The sequence below is a fragment of the Labilibaculum sp. genome (assembly GCF_963664555.1).
In the GTDB taxonomy this organism is placed as follows: Bacteria; Bacteroidota; Bacteroidia; order Bacteroidales; family Marinifilaceae; genus Labilibaculum.
On record NZ_OY761461.1, the window covers coordinates 929,674 to 948,211 of the forward strand.

Genomic DNA, 18,538 nt, shown 5'->3' on the forward strand with positions numbered 1-18,538 from the left:
TTTTTAGTTATTAACAATTGAAGCATTACAAAAATATGGGTATTCGAAAGTTATTAACAATTAATCAACACTGTTGATAACTTGTTAATACTCGTTTGAAAAGTATAAAAATGGATTTTGCCTGGTTTTTCAGAACCGGGGTGCAAATATAGTATAAAAAGAAGGAGATTTGGAAGGAAAGATTTTGTTTTTTTTATAAAAAATGATGCTTCGGGCTAACTATCTCTTCATCATACGATCTATCTCAATTTTATGATCGCGTTGTTTTAAACTTTCTCTTTTGTCGTAGTGTTTTTTACCTCTGCAAAGCGCAATTTCCATTTTTGCAAAACCTTTTTCGTTAAGGAAGATTCTTAAAGGAACAATGGTTAAACCACTTTCTTTGGTTTTTCGATCCAATTTATCTAACTCTTTTCGGTTCAAAAGGAGTTTTCGTTCTCTTTTTTCTTCGTGATTATAGTACGAGCCAAATTTGTATTCGGAAATATGCATCTCTTTTACGTAAAGTTCATTTGCACTAAAATAGCAAAAGGAGTCTCCGATGTTTGCTTTTCCTGCACGTATAGACTTAATTTCGGTTCCAAAGAGTTGAATTCCTGCTACAAAGGTTTCGATGAATTCGTATTCGAAGCTTGCTTTTTTATTTCTAATATTTATTTTCTGCATTGTAAATTCTTTATTGCCTTACAAATTTACGATTTAAATTGTAACCGGAAGCTTGAAAATAACGGAAAACATTCGTTCAAAGATTAGTGGGAGAACTAAAATAAGCAAACTGGCTACAATTGTAAAGCCTGGTTTTTTATTTTCGGCTATAGGAAGCAGTGGAGATATTCCCAACCATAAAACACGAATAAAATACAATTCAAAAACCAGACATATCTGATTAAGAAAAGAGTAGGGTGAAAATAATTTTGCAAGGCTGTGGAACAAACAGAAAACGGCTCCACTGTATACGATTAATTGATAGATGCTTGAAGGTTTTATTTGTAATTGAAAATTAGGAGCCAATAGTTCAATCATTTTCCCAGTTGTTAAAAAACCCAGGTTTAAGGAGATAAAAGAAACAATAAATTGAGAAATACCAATGCTTAAATTTTCTGTATGAATTAATGCACCAATGGACGAAATAAGCGAGCATACTGCGATTACAAGAAATGCAAAATGGATAAAAATAGATTTCACGCTATTTGTCTCCAGACTAATAGCTTTCCACTCTTTCTTTGGTTCAAGAAGTAGATTAAGCCATCTGGATAGGGAGTGTATGGTGTTTTGTATTCGAAAATTCATTGCCGTAATTTCTTGCTATTGATAGATATCAAAATTAAACAAGCTTTTTTAATTTGCTGTGTTTTTTCGCAAAATTGTAGGTTTCTGTTATGGCTTTTTACTAAAATCCCATAAGGCCGGCTATTCCAATAAAAAATGCCCCTAAAACAGCATATATTGAAAGTAAGCCAATCAGTATAAATGTAAAATAACCCGATTTTTTATCATCAGGAATAGAAAGAATGGGTGATATTCCCTTGTAGAGGATATAAAAACTGAAAAGTCCCAAAATGGTCAGGTAATTTATTGTGGGAATCAAAAATGCCAGTGAATTGAATAAAATGCCTGGAACAAAGGAGAAGCTAATAAGGGTGAAAGCCCGGTTAAATCTTTCCTCTCTATTCTGGAATTGGGCAAATTTACTAACAAGAAGCGTGGAAATGTATATGGATAGAATGGAAAACAAAAATGTGGTACTTGCTGAAAACAGATGCATGTTTAAGTGTTGCAAAGGATTCTGTTCGAATAATTGATAACCTGTGAAATTGCAGACAGCCATTAGTAAGAGCAGGGGTAAAATAAGAATCGAGAACAATTGTTTCGGGCTGTTTTTTTGAATTGAGATTGATTCCCAAGCTTGTTCAGGTTGAATGAAAAGTTGCAGACTGAGTTTGTAAATGCTTCGAATAGTCATATTGAATGAAGATGTTGGTGAATTCAAAAAACTTAAAGTAATTTTACTGCGTTGTTTTTTTTGCACAGTATTGTCTTATTGTAAGATAAACAATATCCGGATAAAGAAAAATGGATCGTTTTACTCGTTTGGGAAAAATATTTAACATGCAGAATAACTTAATTGTAGTGCTTGGAGCAACCGCTGCAGGAAAAACAAGTCTGGCTGTAAAGTTGGCGAAAGAATTTAATGGCGAAATCATTAGTGCCGATTCGCGCCAGATTTACCGGGGAATGGATTTGGGTACGGGCAAAGATCTGGATGAATATGTTTTGGATGGAATTCCAATTCCTTATCATCTGATTGATATTGCTGATGCAGGTTATAAGTACAATGTGTATGAATTTCAGCAGGATTTTGTGAAGGCTTTTGAGCAGATTACCGCCAAAAAGAAAATGCCTGTTGTTTGTGGTGGTACGGGTATGTATTTAGAGGCTGCATTAAAAGGATATAAATTAATAGCAGTTCCAAAAGATCAGGCCTTTCGGGATACAATGCTTGATAAATCGCTGGATGAATTAGGTACTATTCTTCGCTCTTACAAAGAAGTGCACAATAATTCTGATTTGGAAACACAAAAAAGAGCGATTCGTGCGATTGAAATAGAACGCTATTATGCTTCTCATCCTGAAATTGAAATGGATTATCCGGAGCTGAATCCATTGCTGATAGGAATTAAGTTCGACCGTGAAATTAGACGGGAGAGAATTACTCAGCGCTTAAAAGAGCGGTTAAAATCAGGAATGGTTGAAGAAGTTCAGGCGTTGATGCAATCAGGAGTTTCGGCTGAAGATCTAATATATTATGGGCTGGAATATAAATTTTTAACACAGTATGTTGTTGGCGATTTAACCTACAATGAAATGTTTAATGGTTTGGAAGTGGCAATTCATCAATTTGCAAAACGGCAAATGACCTGGTTTCGAAAAATGGAACGCAGTGGCTCAAATATCCATTGGCTGGATGGTTTTATGCCCTTAGAGGAGAAAGTAAAAAAAGTAAAGGAACTGGCAGCTCTTTAATTCAGGTGTTTCTCAATTTCTGAGAATGTGATTCTTTTAACCTTTAATTTATCCCACTTGGAAAAGGGGAGGGGAATATTTGGTAATTCTTTAATTGCGTCCTCAATTACGTAAACCGAAATGCCACGTTTAGCTAAGCCAACAACAGCACAGTCTACACATACATTGGTTGTAACGCCGTAAACAAAAACTTTTTTAGGTGCAATCAGTTCCAGTACTGCATTTGTGTTCTCATTTCCTTCGAATACATCGAAAGCATCTTTTCGAATGACAATATTTCGGTTGATGATAATATCCTGAATATCTTTCCCGGAATACTTGATGTTCCAAAATACTTCTGAAAATGGTGTTTCCGGAATTGTCTCACTCACATATTCGGCTCCAGAGGTATTGGCCATACAATGTTGTGGAAAGCTTGTTATGAAATCAGGATTGTCAGACAATTCTTTTGAATTGGCATAATGAAAATCAGCAGTGTTAACAACTTGAATATTATTACTTTTTGCAAAGGCAGTTATTTGCTTTAAAGATGGTTGAATTTGCTCTGCTCCGGGAACATATAATTTCCCTGTTACACTCATGAAATCAAATTGAGTGTCCACATTCCAAAATAAAATATCTTTTGCAAACATAGGGTGTTTCTTATTTAGATTTGTATTTACTACAATATTACAACAGCATAAAAAGATATCAAAATCGAAACATTAATTATTCAGGTTAATACATCTGAAAATTATCACCTTTTAACGGGAGAATTGCATGTAACAACGAATAATTTTCACTCCTGATTAATTCTTTTTTACTTTAATTTTGAAATTTATAGTTGAGAATATTTATGACTAACATAAAAAAGATTTCCCGCAGCCGGATTGCTTATCATGTGTTGTTTTGGGTGCTTGCTTTTACATTTTGGCTATTTACAATGTTTGTGGCAAGTAATTTTAAAAATATATTAAGATTAGAACCTGTCTTAATGACATTTGTGTTTAATCTGTGTTTTGCCGCCGCGGTTTATTTTAACCTGCTGGTTCTGATTCCGTTATTTTTTAAAAAACAACGTTTTTTTCTGTATGTTGTCTTCCTGTTGGGAGTGATTTCTTTGGCGGCTTTTTTTATTGACTTTTTGCTGGTTTATCCTTTAGGACGATTTGTGCAGGGTGAACAGTTTTTCGAGGAGTTGACTTTTGTTGTATGGTTTAATTTTGCATTTTTCACATTTATTTATGTAGGGGTTACGAGTTTTTTATCCTTAATGAGAGAGTGGTTTGTTTTGCAAAAAATATCATTTCAATTAAAGGATATTGAAAAGGAGAAACTGGAAGCAGAACTGAAGGCATTAAAAGCTCAGATAAATCCTCATTTTCTGTTTAATACATTAAATAACATTTATTCTCTTACGCTTGATAAGTCGGATAAAGCGCCCAGTTTAGTGTTAAAGCTATCTGATTTGATGAGGTATATTTTGTACGATTGCAACGATCGTTACGTTTTGTTAGAGAAAGAGCTGGAGTTTATAAAGAATTATCTGGATTTGCAGAAAATTAGATTGGATGATAGTATTCCTGTAAAAATGGAAGTGAAAGGCGACGCAGCAAGAAGTAAAATTGCCCCTCTTTTGTTCGAGCCTCTTATTGAGAATGCATTTAAGCATGGTGCTTACGGAAGGAATAATGGTGGTTTTGTAAATATTCTCTTTAATTTTGAAGATAAAAGCCAGATTGAGTTATCAATAGAGAACCGATCGGAGAATGATTGGGATAAAGAGAATGAAAAGAACAGTGGGATTGGAATAAAAAATGTAATTCGTCGTTTGGAGTTGCTGTATCCCGAAAAACACCGGCTGGAAATTAAAGACGAGAATAATCTTTTTAAAATTAGCTTGCAAATTGATTTGTCCTAACTAAGTTTGAATCCTATGAAGTTGAAATGTTTAATAGTTGATGATGAGCCATTAGCACAGCGGGTTTTGGAAAAATATATTTTGGAATTGCCTGGACTTGAGCTCAAAGGGAAATGCAGCGATGCTATTGAGGCAATGGAAGTTTTGCAGGAGCAAGAGGTCGACCTTATTTTTCTGGATATTAATATGCCTCGTTTGAGCGGAATTAATTTTCTGAAAACCTATAAAAATCCACCAATGGTAGTGATAACTACAGCTTACACAGAGTATGCTTTGGAGAGTTATGAGCTGAATGTATTGGATTATCTGAAAAAGCCTTTTTCATTTGAGCGATTTTTACAAGCAGTTCAAAAGGCAGAGGAAAGATTGAAGGGTGTTTCTGAACCGCAGGAAGCAGATAAGGACGAACGGGAATTTATTTTTGTTAAGGCAAATAAGAAAACCATTAATATCAGTCTCGACTCAATTTTATATGTTGAAGCTTTGGGCGATTACGTTAAGATTTTTACAAAGGAAGGACATGTTGTAACTTATCAATCACTGAAAGGAATTGAACGTTTGTTGCCATCACATAAATTTTATCGGATTCACAAATCTTATATTGTATCCTTGTCGAAAATTAAATCGATAGAAGGAAACATGGTACACATGGAAAAGAGTACGATTCCAATTGGAAATAACTACAAACAGAGTTTCTTTCAAAGAATACATCCAGCATAATATTATAATCAAGTTCTGTTTTTTCAAGAGGTCCGGTGGAAATTTTCACAGGGCCTTTTTTTTTTGGTTTGGATTATGTGTAAATCTGTGTTTGTATCTGGTTGATTCGCAGTAAGAATGAAGGGTGTGTTGTTTTTGAATAGGAGGTGGGTTTAAACTGATAATTTCAACTATGTTTGGAGCTTGGAAAGTTGGAATAAAGAAGTGTAAATATATTGGGGATTTCATGCTTGTAATTCGCTCCCTTTTTGTTAAATTTAAGCCTGAAAAAGTTGAATTTTAGGTTTAAAAAAATTGAAAATCCATGAAAAAACTGACTAATTGCCGTTATATTGCTTTTCTTGTAGTAATTGTCTTTGCTTTTAACTTTGTTGGCTGTAAACCTGTTGATAAAAAGAATACTGAAGGGCAGACTGTGAAGCCTTTATTAAAGAAATCAATTGAGAAAGAGGTGAAAGATGTGGTATATCCTCTTCCAACTACTTTTGAGTTGACCTCGATGTTGAATCGTATTGGAGCTGATTATATATTAGGTCTTTCTAACTCATCAGAGAATGCTGATAAATATTTTACTGAAAAAGCCAGAGCTTTGAATCTGGGTGTGTATAGTGCGGACTTAAGTTATGCAAGTACTTATCAGCGCAAGCAGGAAACAATGCTGTTTTTGAAGGCGTCTAAAGCTTTAATTGATAATCTGGAAATTACCAGTGCTTACAATGAAACTCTTGTGGAAGAGGTTGAAAAGAATTTGGATGATAAAGATCAGTTGGTGAAGATAATTACAAATTCGTTTTACGATACTTATGAGTTTTTAAATAAGAATGCCAAAGGTAATCTCTCATTAATGGTTGTTAGTGGTAGTTTTATTGAGGGATTGTATATCGCAACTCATATTTCTGAGAATACTTATTCTAATCCGGAAATTGTAAAAGTAATTTTTGATCAAAAAGAAGTTTTGGAGAAATTACTATCCGTTTTGGAACCGGAAGCTAAGGATCCTAATATTGATTCTTTATTGGTAGAATTAAATGGTCTGAAACTTAGCTATGATAAGATCGTTGATGGAAGCATGGATGAAGAGCAGCTTAAGGAAATTACCACTAGTGTTGCTAAACTTAGAGATGCTATCGTTCAGTAATTGTAGGATGTAACAAGATATGTGACTGCCTTTCGTTTCGGAAGGCAGTTTTTTTATGCCAAGATCATTGGTTCAACTATCCTTTTGTTTACGAAATAAATTGTATTTTTAAAATTAGTACGGTAAGGCAAACCATAAATTCTGATAAAGTAAATGGGGGAATCGATTTTAAATGCACTAATGCACCTTTTTGCCATTGTTGCCAATGCTAAGGAAGAAGGCATTTCGCGGGAAGGAAAAGTAATTGTGGAGGGTTTTTTAAATCGCTACGTGAATTTAGAACTCCAGGTTGAGTATCTGCGATTATTTGAGAACTATTCCGAATTCTACCGTCGTGAGATGGAGTATCAGGCAAGTGTGCATTCTCAGCAGGCCAATATTCTTTCATTAACAGAGGCCTCCAAGGTATGCACCAAGATAAAAGCAGAATTGGTTCAGGAAGAACGTCTGATTGTATTGCTGCGTTTGCTGGAGTTCGTTTATGAGGATAAGGTTGTCAGCGAAAATGAATTTGAATTTATCAGTATTGTTGCTGAAAGTTTTAAAATACCCAGATCTGAATTCATCAATTGCCTTGCTTTTGTTTGGGATGATGCGCTCGATGAATACGACAAAAGTAAATTTCTGATTATTGACAATAAGGTAACAGAGTGGTCTGAGAATCTGTCCTGGTTCATGAAGAAAGATGTAAAGAAGACAGAGAACGATTTTAAGCATTTGTTCTGTGATAACTTGTATGGACGAATTGTTGTAATGTTTGCGCAGAGTGTGAACTTATTGGTATTCAAATATGAGGGAGAGCTAAATCTTTATCTGGAGGGAAACAAAATAAAGCCGGATAAAACTTATCAGTTAAGTAATGGTTCCATAATTAAAGGACCCAATATTAAGTCAATTTATTTCTCGGATATTGCCGGGAAATTTTTGAAGGAAGAGTCGCAGCAAAAAATAATATTTTCGGCTAAGGAAATTGAATTTAAGTTCAGAAACTCAAATAATGGCATCCATAAATTTAATATTTCGGAAGAGAGCGGACAGCTGATTGGTATAATGGGAGGCAGTGGTGTTGGTAAGTCCACATTACTGAATGTTTTGAACGGAAATTTGAGTTTAAATCATGGCGAAATTCGGATTAATGATTACGATATTCATAGAAATAAATTGGCTGTTCAGGGATTGATTGGTTTTGTTCCGCAAGACGATTTATTGATTGAGGAGTTGAGTGTCTTTCAAAATTTATATTATAATGCCAAGTTGTGCTTTAAGAATTACAGTGAAATTCAAATTCTAAAAAAAGTTTTGAAGATACTTCAGGATTTGGATTTGTATGAAGTACGGGACCTTAAGGTTGGGAATCCACTAAATAAATTTATTAGCGGAGGACAGCGCAAAAGAATAAATATTGGCTTGGAGCTGATGAGGGAACCTGCTATTTTATTGGTAGACGAACCTACATCCGGCTTGTCTTCTACCGATTCGGAAATGGTTATGAATCTGCTAAAGAGCCAAACTTTAAAGGGGAAATTGGTAATTGCCAATATTCATCAACCCTCGTCGGGAATATTTAAAATGTTCGATAAACTTTGGATTCTCGATCGGGGTGGTTATCCTATTTATAACGGCAATCCGATTGATGCAATTGTTTACTTCAAGACTCAGAATTCGCAGGTAAATGCTTCCGAGAGTGAGTGTGTGACTTGCGGAAATGTAAATCCTGAACAGATATTGCAGATTGTTGAAACCAAATTAATTGATGATCAGGGAAAACCAACCCGCGAGAGACGAATTCTTCCTGTGGAGTGGTATCAGAAATACAAGGACAATATAGAAGCCAATCATTTGCCCTTGCGTGCCGATAAAAAATTGCCACAAAGTGATTTTAAGATTCCAGGAAAATTAAAGCAATTTTCAATTTTCTGGATTCGGAATGTTCTTTCGAAATTAACCAACAAACAATACCTGATTATTAATCTGTTTGAGGCACCATTGCTTGCAGTGATATTAGGTTATTTTACGAAATACACTACCGATGCAGGATATGTATTTGGTGAAAATAAAAATTTTCCGGTTTTTCTGTTCATGTCGGTTGTGGTTTCTATGTTTTTGGGATTAACCGTAAGTGCAGAAGAAATTATTCGGGACAAAAAGATTTTACAAAGAGAGAAATTTCTGAATTTGTCCAGGATTAGTTACCTCAGTTCTAAAATCATTTTCTTATTTATTCTCTCTGCAATTCAGTCTTTATCTTTTGTATTGGTTGGCAACTATATATTGGAGGTTGAAGGAATGCTTTTTTCCTATTGGTTGGTATTGTTCACAACGTCATGCTTTTCGAACATGATCGGATTAAATATTTCTGCAGGATTGAATTCGGTGATTACTATTTATATACTGATTCCTTTGATTTTGGTTCCTCAGCTCTTGTTGGGCGGGGCAATGATTAAATTTGATGATTTGCATGCCGGGATTACCGATAAGGTTTACGTCCCAATTGTTGGCGATTTTATGACTACGCGCTGGGCTTACGAAGCTTTAGCTGTTACTCAGTTTAAAGACAATAAATTTGAGAAACACTTTTTTGAGTTTGATAAAGGAATTAGTGACGCTTCTTTTAAAAGTTCATTTTTGATTCCTAAAATTGAATCTGTTTTGCTGGAATGCGAACGAAGTATCGAGTTTGAAAAAAACACAGACGAGCTGGAGGCTCAATTTGGTATGCTTCGGAATGAGATTTCTCAATTGGGAAGAGAAGCAGGAATCAATATTTTCCCTGAGTTAAAGGAGTTGAATGTTCACGATTTTAATTTAAATGTTGCCGAACAAACCAGGAGTTTTTTGGATAAGGTAAAGCTTTACTATTTGGGTTTGGCAAGCGAGTCGGGTTATAAAAAAGACTTTGAGTATTCCCGTTTGGTCGATTCTTTGGGGCGCGATGGTGTTTATGAGTTTAAGCAAAAATATTACAATACCGGTTTGGCTGATTTGGTTTTGAATAAAACGGAAATTAATAAAATGATTGAAGTAGATGATCAATTGATTCAGAAGAAAGATCCTATTTTAATGTATCCGGATTCGAGATTTGGACGTTCTCATTTTTATTCTCCGGTAAAACGAATCGGCAATTTTTATATCGATACATTCTGGTTCAATCTTGCTGTAGTTTGGCTGGGAACCGGTTTCTTGTTTCTATGCTTATGGTCTGATGTTTTACGGAAAGTAATGAATTACATCGAAGGCATTAAGCTGGTGCGGAGAGAGAAAAAACGGAAGTAGTATTTAAATAATCTGACAGGGGCATAAAACCTGTTAGGGTTTTATTTTACTTCATTACTCTTCGATTCAGATAATTAACCAAAAGCAAACTGCATGCAATCACAATCATCCCGATAATTGAGAGTAAATCAGGATGTTCATCGGGAAGAACTAACCAGCTTAATGAAGCACCAAAAATTGGGACGATAAATTTCCATGTATTTAAATTGGAAACTTTTACGCCGGGACGTTGCAAAAGGCCAAACCAAATGGTGATGGCAAATGCCGAGACCATAGCTAACCAAGCTAATGAAAGATAGTATTCGCCTGGATGAATGGTATTCCAGGATGGATTTTCTATTGGAATAGAGATTAGCATCAGTACGGCACCTCCAATTATCATCGAAAAGGAAGCCAGTACCCGGGGAGGCATGTCTTTTGCATCACGCGACACAATTACATTGCCGGTACTTCCTACAATGTTATTAAGGATTAAAATTCCTACACCAAGTGGAATTGTTGTTGTTAGAACAAAATCAGCTCTGCCCAGACTAATGATACACACGCCGGTTATTCCCAAAATAATGGCAAATATTTTTTCCCAGCTCATCTTGTCATTAGCAAGCATAAAATGGGCAAAAACAGCAGCGAACAAAGGTTGCGCACCAATTAACATGGCTGCCAAAGCACCCGGAACAAAACTAATTCCCGTATAGAACAATCCGTAAAGGAAAGTGGTTTGCAGCAAGGCTACCCAAAGAATGAACCGCCATCTTTTTTTCGATTCCAGGATTTTATACTTCAAATCTTTAATGAAGGGAAGAATAATTAATCCCGAAAGGAGAAATCGAATACCAGCAAATTGAAGCGGAGTTGTATATTTTAAACCTATTTTAATTGCTGTAAATGGAGTTGCCCAAAGCAAGCACGCAAAAATGGCCAATACGGTAGTTGAGAATAGGAATTTCTTCATGGGGCACGGTAAATTTTCTGTAAACTTAGGGATTTTTAGTTGATCTCTGAGAAGAAGTGTGTTTTAATATTTACGGAGTTTATTGTGTTGTATAAATAATGAAACCGATACGTTTAATTTATTAATACAATATAAAATAGTATATAAATAGTAGTTGTTATTAATAATAAGACGTAAAAATAATTTTAATGATAAGATGATATAATTTATTAATTGTAAAATATATGTATCTTAATGGTTTATTATTTTAGTACAGAAAAATAATCCGATGAATCAACAATTATTAGCACATGCCAAAGCAATTGAGGTAGGAATGATTGCAATTGCGATAGTAGATTTCTGGAAAATGAAGAAGCCAAAAATAAATGATCACCTGCAACTGAATCTGGAAGAGTTAAACATTCAAAATAAGATTCTTCAAGATTCATTTGGAACCGTGCGTAATGGCGCTTATACTTTGGAGATGAAAAAGCTGAATAGTCAAATAGCAAGTTTATTTGTTGGCTTAAAGTATATGATAAAGGCTTACTTACATCATCCCGATAAGGAGATTGTAAACAGTGCAGGGAGAGTTTGGGGGCAACTTGCAGTCATTGGTGTAGATACTCACAAGAAAAATCTGGAAAAAAAAATTTCTGGTTTGCAAATATTAACTGAGAGACTATTATCAGGAAAACTAAAAGCTGATGCCGATAAACTAAAGGGAACCGAGAAGTATTTAACGGTTTTACACCTGAGCCTCGATCAATTGAAAGCGCTTTACAGGCTAACCAATACTGAGCAGGTTAAGCGCAAACAAAGAGTGCAGACAACGGCACAGGCTCATAAGGTGCATCGAATATTAAATGATGATATTTTTCCTTTTTTATTCACTTTCCGACAGGTAGATCCTGATCGTTACGACAGTTTTGCCCGATTCGTCGAATTTGAGTTGAAGAATACCAATGCTGTTATCAGAGCGCGCAGAACGCGTTGGGCAAATAGGAAGAAAGAGGATGAAAGAATTTAAATTATATTCCATTGTTCAGTTTTTGTTGTTTCTATTGAGCGGTAAATGATGATTTTTAAATTTGAATGGAAATTAAAATCCCCATCAAACGAAAGTCTGATGGGGATTCTGTATTGTAATTTTCTTCAAATTTTATTTTGCTTCTTTCACATACTTGTCAAGCCAGTTGGCGAAAGTGCGCTGCCATAAAATTCCGTTTTGAACGCCCAGAACCCAATGGTTTTCTTCAGGTAAATGAAGAAACTGAGCAGGAATTCCGCGCAGGCGTGCAGCATTAAATGCCTGCATTCCCTGCGATTCAACAATGCGGTAATCTTTTCCGCCGTGTATAACTAAAATCGGAGTATCCCAATTCTGAACAAATTTATGTGGAGAATTAGCATAAGAGCGTTGAGCAATCTTGTTGTCTTTTTCCCAGAAAGGACCGCCAAGATCCCAGTTTACGAACCACATTTCTTCGGTTTCTAAATACTGAGCTTCCAAATTGAACATGCCGTCGTGAGCAATAAATGCTTTGAATCGTTTCTCGTGGTGTCCGGCCAGCCAGTAGGCCGAGAATCCACCATAAGAGGCGCCAACGCAACCCAAACGGTTTTCGTCAACAAACGGTTCTTGCTTAACAGCATCAATAGCGCTTAAGTAATCTTTCATGTTTTGTCCGCCATAATCGCCTGAAATTTGTTCATTCCACTCCTGACCAAAACCTGGTAAACCTCTTCGGTTGGGTGCCACTACAATGTAGTCATTGGCTGCCATCATCTGGAAATTCCAGCGGTAACTCCAAAACTGCGAAACGGTTCCCTGCGGACCACCTTGGCAATAAAGTAACGCAGGATATTTTTTGCTGGCATCGAAATGAGGAGGATAAATTACCCAAACCAACATTTGTTTGTTGTCGGTGGTGGTTATCCATCTTTTCTCAACCTTGCCCATTTCAAGTTGGTCAAGAATATTTTTATTCACAAATGAAATCTCTTTTGCTTCTCCCGTTAGCGGATTTACATTGTAGATTTCAGCAGGTTTCGACATCGATACTTTGGTTGCGATAAGTGCATCACCGGCAATGTGTACTGTATGGTAATCGTGAATGCCTTCTGTTATTTGTTTGATTTTACCATCGGCAAGGTCAAGCTTGTAAATTTCCTGTACGGCATGCCATCCCGAAATAAAATAAATACTTTTGCTGTCAGCAGTCCAGGTTAACGATTGAGCATTCTGATCAAAATCTTTCGTGTAAAAGGTTTTTTCGCCGGTAGCCAAATCCATTACGAATAAGCGGTTTTTATCAGCTTCGTAACCATCTCTTTCCATGCTTTCCCAAGCTATTTTGCTGCCGTCAGGCGAGAATACAGGGTTCATATCGTAGCCCATCATTCCTTGCGTCATGTTTTTGGTTTCGCCGGTAGCGATATCATAAAAGTAGATGTCCGAATTGGTTGATTTTGCATATTCTACACCATGTAATTTACGTGATACATAGGCCAGGGTTTTTGAATCAGGAGACCAGGCTATTTGTTCGGTTCCACCAAATGGTTTTACCGGAGCCGACCATTTTTCACCAGGCATAATATCTTTTCCGGATGTGATTTTTTCACTGTAATCAGCAAGGAAAATGTGAGTGTATGTATCTACCCAGCTGTCCCAGTGGCGGTAGTTCATGTCGTTAATTACGCGGGCATTTGCTTTTGGAAGATCCGGATATAAATCTTTTACTGCTTTTTCCAATTGTACTTCTTTCAGATAGAATATTTTACTCATGTCAGGTGAGTAATTGAATGCATCAATGCCTCCTTCGATATCCGAAACCTGAACAGGATTGCTTCCATCAGGATTCATTTCCCACATCTGGGTGGTTCCACTTGCTGAACTTATGTAGGCGATTTTTTTGCCGTCAGGTCTCCAGGTTTCGTTGAATTCTTTTTTTTCTGTGTTTGTTAATTGAACAGGCTCACCACCTTCAACAGGAAGAGTGTATAGATCGCGGTAAGAGCGATTTTCCTCTTTGTTAAAATAGCTTACTCCGTATAAAATTGTTTTTTCGTCAGGGGAAATGTTTTCTCCGCCAAGGCGCCCGAATGACCATAAAACTTCTGGAGTCATTACATCCGACTCTAGTTTTGTTTCCGGTGTTTTGTAAGACGAATCGTTTTTTGATTCCTCAGCTTTTTGTTGACAGGATGATAATCCTGTAACAATTGCCAAGCCTAACAAAAGTTGTTTGTTTGTCATGATTGTATAGGTTTGTTGTGTTAATTTATTTCAGCACCGTAAATGTAAGAAATACGAAGAACATTTAATAATCGATTTGTTCATACTAAAGACATGATATATCGTATTTTCAAATAGCTGGGAGTGTATTAAAAAAAAGACCCTCAATAAAATTTGAGAGTCTTTCTATATATTTTTTTCAGACAAAATTATACTGCAGCTACAGGATTATTGATTGCATCAATAATTTTAGCTTCTAATTCTTCAGCCAATTCAACATTGTCAATAAGAAGTTTTCTTACTCCTTCGCGACCTTGTCCTAATTTAGTTTCGCCATACGAGAACCATGATCCACTCTTTTTAATTACGTTGTAAGTAACCCCAAGATCGATGATTTCACCGGTTTTGGAAATTCCTTCACCGTAAATAATGTCAAATTCAGCTTTTCGGAATGGAGGAGCAACTTTATTTTTTACAACCTTAACACGAGTATGATTGCCGTTTACTTCATCACCATCTTTAATCTGTCCGATTCTTCTGATATCCAATCGAACAGAAGAGTAAAATTTAAGAGCATTACCACCGGTTGTTGTTTCAGGGTTGCCAAACATCACACCAATTTTTTCACGCAATTGATTGATGAAAATACAGGTTGTGTTGGTTCTGTTGATGTTTGCTGTAAGTTTACGCAATGCCTGAGACATCAAACGGGCTTGCAATCCCATTTTTGATTCTCCCATTTCACCTTCAATCTCAGCTTTTGGAGTTAAAGCAGCAACCGAGTCAATAACAATTATATCAATTGCAGATGAGCGGATCAGCTGGTCGGCAATTTCTAAAGCCTGTTCTCCATTATCAGGTTGAGAAATCAATAGGTTTTCAGTATCAACGCCTAATTTTTCAGCATATGAACGATCAAATGCATGCTCTGCATCAATAATTGCAGCAATACCTCCTGCTTTTTGAGCTTCAGCAATAGCGTGAATGGCCAGAGTAGTTTTACCTGAAGATTCCGGTCCGTATATTTCAATAATTCTTCCTCTTGGAAGTCCGCCCACACCCAATGCCATATCCAAGGATAGAGATCCTGTTGAAATGGTTGCGATATCTTCAACGGCATTGTCCCCCATTTTCATAATGGCACCTTTACCGTAGGTTTTATCAATTTTCTCCATGGTTAACTGGAGTGCTTTTAGCTTTTCTTTGTTGATTTCTACAACTTCTTTTGCGCTCATAATATATTTTCAATTATTTATTTTTTACACTAAGTCCATTTCAGATAGAATCTGATTGGTATGATCTTTTGTTTGTACTTTGGTAAACACTTTCTCAATAATTCCTTCTTCCGAAATTACAAAAGTAGTTCTCAAAACTCCCATATAAGTTTTTCCGTATAATTTTTTTTCTCCCCAGGCACCATATGCTTCTAAAATTTCTTTTTCTGTATCAGCAATTAAATTAAATGCTAAATGATACTTTGCAGCAAATTTTTGATGCGATGATATTTTGTCCGGACTTACGCCAATTACTTCAAATCCTTTTTTTGTCAGATCATCGTAGTTTTCGTTTAAATTACACGATTCCGCAGTGCATCCGGGAGTATTGTCTTTCGGATAAAAGTATAGAATGACTTTTTTACCTTTGAAATCAGAAAGTTTTATTTCTTTTTCATCTTGATTTAAACCAGTGAATTCCGGTGCTTTATCACCTTCTTTTAAGTTTGTCATTGATTCAGAATTTTGAATTGCAAATATACCTTTATATGAATAGAGGTGCGAATTTTTAGCGCTTAAATTATCAATCATTGAAGTTAAAAAAAAATGCGTCTAAAACATGATGAAGTGATTTCTTTTTTATTTTTACAATACATTATTTTGTTAATCTTAATCTCTATTTTGTAATTTCGTACTTACACATTATATATTATCTTTGTTATAAAATAATTACTATCTTAACTTTTTGTTAGATCCTGCAGATTGCATGAGGTTTTTGTTGATGTGAATGACAACATTGCAGGGCATTTATTGTTTTTTGGTTGTTAATTGGAGGGAAGCATTCTTTGTTTTCCCAATTTCCATTTTCAAGAAATTGATTCTATGAATAATAAAATGAGATTACATTACGGTTTATTTTTTCTTTCTTTTTTTTTCCTCCAGTTTGCATGTGCACAAAGCTTTAGTGGAGGAAAAACAGAACAGCAAATAGAGCAGGAGGCTTTTACATTCTTCGACGGGGAGAACTTTATTAATGCACTGCCATTGTATCAGGAATTAATAAATGTGTATCCACAAGATCCGGAATATAATTATTACTTGGGGGTTTGTCAGGTTGAAGTGAATGAAAATATAAAGGAGGCTATCCAGCATCTTAAAATTGCATCAACTAAAAATGTAAATGCATCGGTTCCATATTATTTGGGACGGGCTTTTCATGTGAATTATGAGTTTAATTCTGCAATACGTTATTATCGCAAGTTTAGTGAATATTATAAGAAGAAATCGATTGGAATAGATCGCTTAATAGAGATGTGTCAGAATGGGTTACCTCTCGTAAATTCTTATTATGTTGTTGATGTAAAAAATAAAAAGGTAGTAAATCGAAATGAATTTTTCAGATACTACGATATCGAAGGTTTTGAGGATAGATTGTCAAAGAAAGATAAATTCCTTACTTCCAGATATGATGGGGAAGGAGATAAAGAAGTGGCTTGTCTGGCAAACAAAGGGCAGTATATTTACTTCTCAAGTTTTGGGAAAAATAAAAAGACAGGACGGGATTTGTATCGTGCCAAACGTTTAAGAAATGGTGGATGGGGAGAATGGGAAGAGCTAAAATCTCTAAATACTGTTTATGATGAGGTATACCCGTATATGTCCAATGATGGAAGAACACTTTACTTCTGCTCTCAAGGTCACACAAGTATGGGCGGATTTGATATTTTCAGATCAGTATACAATGAAATATCCGATACTTGGAGTGAACCTCAGAATATGGGATTTCCGATTAACTCGACATCTAACGATCTGTTTTTTGCAACTGATTTAAACGATGAGTATGCATGTTTTACTTCAAGCAGGGAGAATGGAAAGGATGAAGTAATGATCTACAAAATAAAATTATCTGATTATCCGGAGCAAAAAGTAGTAATGAACCCTGATCTGTTATCCAATATTGCGATATTAAATGTGGGTAGCAGCAGCGTCGATGGAAATTTATTTGAACAAGGTGCGGAAGAGCCTTCTTATTCGATGAAATATAACAAAGAAGATTTCCCATATTTTAATTTTCCGGTTACCAGTGAATTGACGTATCATTATTTGAACGAGTTTAAATCGAGCGAGGCCAGGGAGATTTTTATTGAAGCTAAAAATGACCAATTTAATTCGGATAGTTTAATTAACGGTACCGAAGATTTAAGAAGCCAGTTGAATGGTTTGGAAGGAATGCCTCATAATATTCTGTCCAATAAGATATCTAAATTGGAACAAAAGTCGTTTGAATTGAGTAAGCAGGCCGAAAATAAATTATTGAAGGCTCAATCTCAGGAATCTGATTATTTGAATAAAAATATTATTGGAACTGTTACTGCTGAGGTGCACGCTCCTTCCAAGAAAGGACAATTGGTAATGAGTTCGGAAATAATTCCTTCCACAAATTCAAGGTCTGGTGCTAAAATTGTTAATAAAACTGAGGATGGATATGTTTATCATTTGCAGGTTGGAGTGTTTTCCAATAAGGCAGAATCAAGCTTCTTTTCAGGTTTAGGTGACTTGAGGGAGGAAATTGTTGGGAATGGAAAATTGTATAAGTATATGGTAGGAACTTACTCTACATTTGTTGCAGCTAAGAAAAAAATTCCTGAAGTTCGTCAATTGTTTCCCAATGCTTTTGTTGTAGCTTATAAGGATGGTGTTAAAACCAGTTTAAGTGCAGCAATTAAGGCAACCGATCAGGATTATAAGCCTGAGCCTCAGCCTGTGGCTGCTATTGTCAATACAAAGCCAATCCAGACTGTTACAGATGATCAGGTTAATTTTAGAGTGCAGGTTGGAGCATATTCAAGTGAAGTTCCTGCCGATGTTAAATTAAAATTGGAAAGATTTTCAAAGTACCCGATAGATTATTCCAAAGATTACAGAGGGTATACGATTTGTACTGTTGGTAATTTTGATTCTTACAGCAAAGTGAGTAAATTGAAAATGGAACTTCGTGAAGCTGGTTTAGTGGATGCTTTTACTGTAGCATTTTCAGGAAATGATAAAATTACCATTCAGCAGGCACTCGAAATACTAAGACAAAAATAGAGGAGATTGT

The 18,538-nt window shown here is 35.6% G+C and carries 15 protein-coding genes; 7 read left to right on the forward strand and 8 right to left on the reverse strand.

The genetic code is table 11. The features are described 5' to 3' along the window. Positions 1-219: 219 nt before the first annotated feature. The 3 genes from smpB to ACKU4N_RS03895 all read right to left on the reverse strand — a co-directional run bounded on the left by smpB (position 220) and on the right by ACKU4N_RS03895 (position 2,029). Positions 220-666 carry an SsrA-binding protein gene (smpB, locus tag ACKU4N_RS03885; protein ID WP_101260304.1) on the reverse strand — a complete coding sequence of 149 codons (447 nt, stop codon included), beginning with the start codon at positions 664-666 and terminating at the stop codon, positions 220-222. Between the two features lie 33 nt (positions 667-699). Continuing rightward, positions 700-1,290, reverse strand: a complete 591-nt coding sequence (locus tag ACKU4N_RS03890) for a YIP1 family protein (protein WP_321320772.1) — start codon at positions 1,288-1,290, stop codon at positions 700-702. A gap of 100 nt (positions 1,291-1,390) precedes the next feature. Continuing rightward, positions 1,391-2,029, reverse strand: a complete 639-nt coding sequence (locus tag ACKU4N_RS03895; RefSeq protein WP_321320774.1) for a Yip1 family protein — start codon at positions 2,027-2,029, stop codon at positions 1,391-1,393. Positions 2,030-2,109: 80 nt separating this feature from the next. Here ACKU4N_RS03895 and miaA point away from each other — a divergent pair, with 80 nt between their 5' ends. Beyond that, positions 2,110-3,024 carry a tRNA (adenosine(37)-N6)-dimethylallyltransferase MiaA gene (miaA, locus tag ACKU4N_RS03900; RefSeq protein ID WP_321320777.1) on the forward strand — a complete coding sequence of 305 codons (915 nt, stop codon included), beginning with the start codon at positions 2,110-2,112 and terminating at the stop codon, positions 3,022-3,024. Here the strand turns inward: miaA and ACKU4N_RS03905 are convergent. Next, positions 3,021-3,656, reverse strand: a complete 636-nt coding sequence (locus tag ACKU4N_RS03905; RefSeq protein ID WP_321320779.1) for a cysteine hydrolase family protein — start codon at positions 3,654-3,656, stop codon at positions 3,021-3,023. The genes miaA and ACKU4N_RS03905 overlap by 4 nt on opposite strands. A 203-nt stretch (positions 3,657-3,859) precedes the next feature. Between ACKU4N_RS03905 and ACKU4N_RS03910 the strand changes: the two genes are divergently transcribed. From ACKU4N_RS03910 to ACKU4N_RS03925, 4 genes are all read left to right on the forward strand, one after another. After that, the gene (locus ACKU4N_RS03910) at positions 3,860-4,924 is read left to right on the forward strand and encodes a sensor histidine kinase (protein WP_321320781.1); all 1,065 of its coding nucleotides are present in this window, start codon (positions 3,860-3,862) and stop codon (positions 4,922-4,924) included. 15 nt (positions 4,925-4,939) lie between these two features. Beyond that, positions 4,940-5,644 carry a LytR/AlgR family response regulator transcription factor gene (locus ACKU4N_RS03915; protein ID WP_321320783.1) on the forward strand — a complete coding sequence of 235 codons (705 nt, stop codon included), beginning with the start codon at positions 4,940-4,942 and terminating at the stop codon, positions 5,642-5,644. A 304-nt stretch (positions 5,645-5,948) separates the two neighbouring features. Then, complete coding sequence (locus ACKU4N_RS03920; protein ID WP_321320786.1) at positions 5,949-6,782, forward strand: hypothetical protein; 834 nt, start codon at positions 5,949-5,951, stop codon at positions 6,780-6,782. 153 nt (positions 6,783-6,935) lie between these two features. Then, positions 6,936-10,055, forward strand: a complete 3,120-nt coding sequence (locus ACKU4N_RS03925) for an ATP-binding cassette domain-containing protein (protein WP_321320788.1) — start codon at positions 6,936-6,938, stop codon at positions 10,053-10,055. 46 nt (positions 10,056-10,101) lie between these two features. Here ACKU4N_RS03925 and ACKU4N_RS03930 read toward each other — a convergent pair whose 3' ends face one another. Next, entirely contained in the window at positions 10,102-11,007 is a 906-nt protein-coding gene (locus ACKU4N_RS03930) for a DMT family transporter (protein WP_321320790.1), read from the reverse strand. A 268-nt stretch (positions 11,008-11,275) separates the two neighbouring features. Here ACKU4N_RS03930 and ACKU4N_RS03935 point away from each other — a divergent pair, with 268 nt between their 5' ends. Continuing rightward, positions 11,276-12,016: a DUF6261 family protein gene (locus tag ACKU4N_RS03935; protein WP_321320793.1), complete on the forward strand. Its 741-nt coding sequence runs from the start codon at positions 11,276-11,278 to the stop codon at positions 12,014-12,016. 132 nt (positions 12,017-12,148) lie between these two features. Here ACKU4N_RS03935 and ACKU4N_RS03940 read toward each other — a convergent pair whose 3' ends face one another. The 3 genes from ACKU4N_RS03940 to bcp form a co-directional block, all read right to left on the reverse strand. Beyond that, a complete protein-coding gene (locus ACKU4N_RS03940) occupies positions 12,149-14,245 on the reverse strand; it encodes a dipeptidyl-peptidase Dpp5 (RefSeq protein WP_321320795.1) in 2,097 nt (698 codons plus the stop codon). Between the two features lie 188 nt (positions 14,246-14,433). After that, entirely contained in the window at positions 14,434-15,459 is a 1,026-nt protein-coding gene (recA, locus tag ACKU4N_RS03945; RefSeq protein WP_124993189.1) for a recombinase RecA, read from the reverse strand. A 24-nt stretch (positions 15,460-15,483) separates the two neighbouring features. Beyond that, positions 15,484-15,951, reverse strand: coding sequence for a thioredoxin-dependent thiol peroxidase (gene bcp, locus ACKU4N_RS03950; RefSeq protein ID WP_321320798.1), 468 nt, complete (start codon positions 15,949-15,951; stop codon positions 15,484-15,486). A gap of 369 nt (positions 15,952-16,320) precedes the next feature. Here bcp and ACKU4N_RS03955 point away from each other — a divergent pair, with 369 nt between their 5' ends. Next, positions 16,321-18,528 carry a hypothetical protein gene (locus tag ACKU4N_RS03955; RefSeq protein ID WP_321320800.1) on the forward strand — a complete coding sequence of 736 codons (2,208 nt, stop codon included), beginning with the start codon at positions 16,321-16,323 and terminating at the stop codon, positions 18,526-18,528. The last annotated feature ends 10 nt before the right edge of the window (positions 18,529-18,538 follow it).

Coding starts and splice junctions, on each gene's coding strand:
- smpB (WP_101260304.1), bottom strand. CDS start 666: ATGCAGAAAATAAATATTAGAAATAAAAAAGCAAGCTTCGAATACGAA.
- ACKU4N_RS03890 (WP_321320772.1), bottom strand. CDS start 1,290: ATGAATTTTCGAATACAAAACACCATACACTCCCTATCCAGATGGCTT.
- miaA (WP_321320777.1), top strand. CDS start 2,110: ATGCAGAATAACTTAATTGTAGTGCTTGGAGCAACCGCTGCAGGAAAA.
- ACKU4N_RS03905 (WP_321320779.1), bottom strand. CDS start 3,656: ATGTTTGCAAAAGATATTTTATTTTGGAATGTGGACACTCAATTTGAT.
- ACKU4N_RS03910 (WP_321320781.1), top strand. CDS start 3,860: ATGACTAACATAAAAAAGATTTCCCGCAGCCGGATTGCTTATCATGTG.
- ACKU4N_RS03915 (WP_321320783.1), top strand. CDS start 4,940: ATGAAGTTGAAATGTTTAATAGTTGATGATGAGCCATTAGCACAGCGG.
- ACKU4N_RS03920 (WP_321320786.1), top strand. CDS start 5,949: ATGAAAAAACTGACTAATTGCCGTTATATTGCTTTTCTTGTAGTAATT.
- ACKU4N_RS03925 (WP_321320788.1), top strand. CDS start 6,936: ATGGGGGAATCGATTTTAAATGCACTAATGCACCTTTTTGCCATTGTT.
- ACKU4N_RS03930 (WP_321320790.1), bottom strand. CDS start 11,007: ATGAAGAAATTCCTATTCTCAACTACCGTATTGGCCATTTTTGCGTGC.
- ACKU4N_RS03935 (WP_321320793.1), top strand. CDS start 11,276: ATGAATCAACAATTATTAGCACATGCCAAAGCAATTGAGGTAGGAATG.
- ACKU4N_RS03940 (WP_321320795.1), bottom strand. CDS start 14,245: ATGACAAACAAACAACTTTTGTTAGGCTTGGCAATTGTTACAGGATTA.
- recA (WP_124993189.1), bottom strand. CDS start 15,459: ATGAGCGCAAAAGAAGTTGTAGAAATCAACAAAGAAAAGCTAAAAGCA.
- bcp (WP_321320798.1), bottom strand. CDS start 15,951: ATGACAAACTTAAAAGAAGGTGATAAAGCACCGGAATTCACTGGTTTA.
- ACKU4N_RS03955 (WP_321320800.1), top strand. CDS start 16,321: ATGAATAATAAAATGAGATTACATTACGGTTTATTTTTTCTTTCTTTT.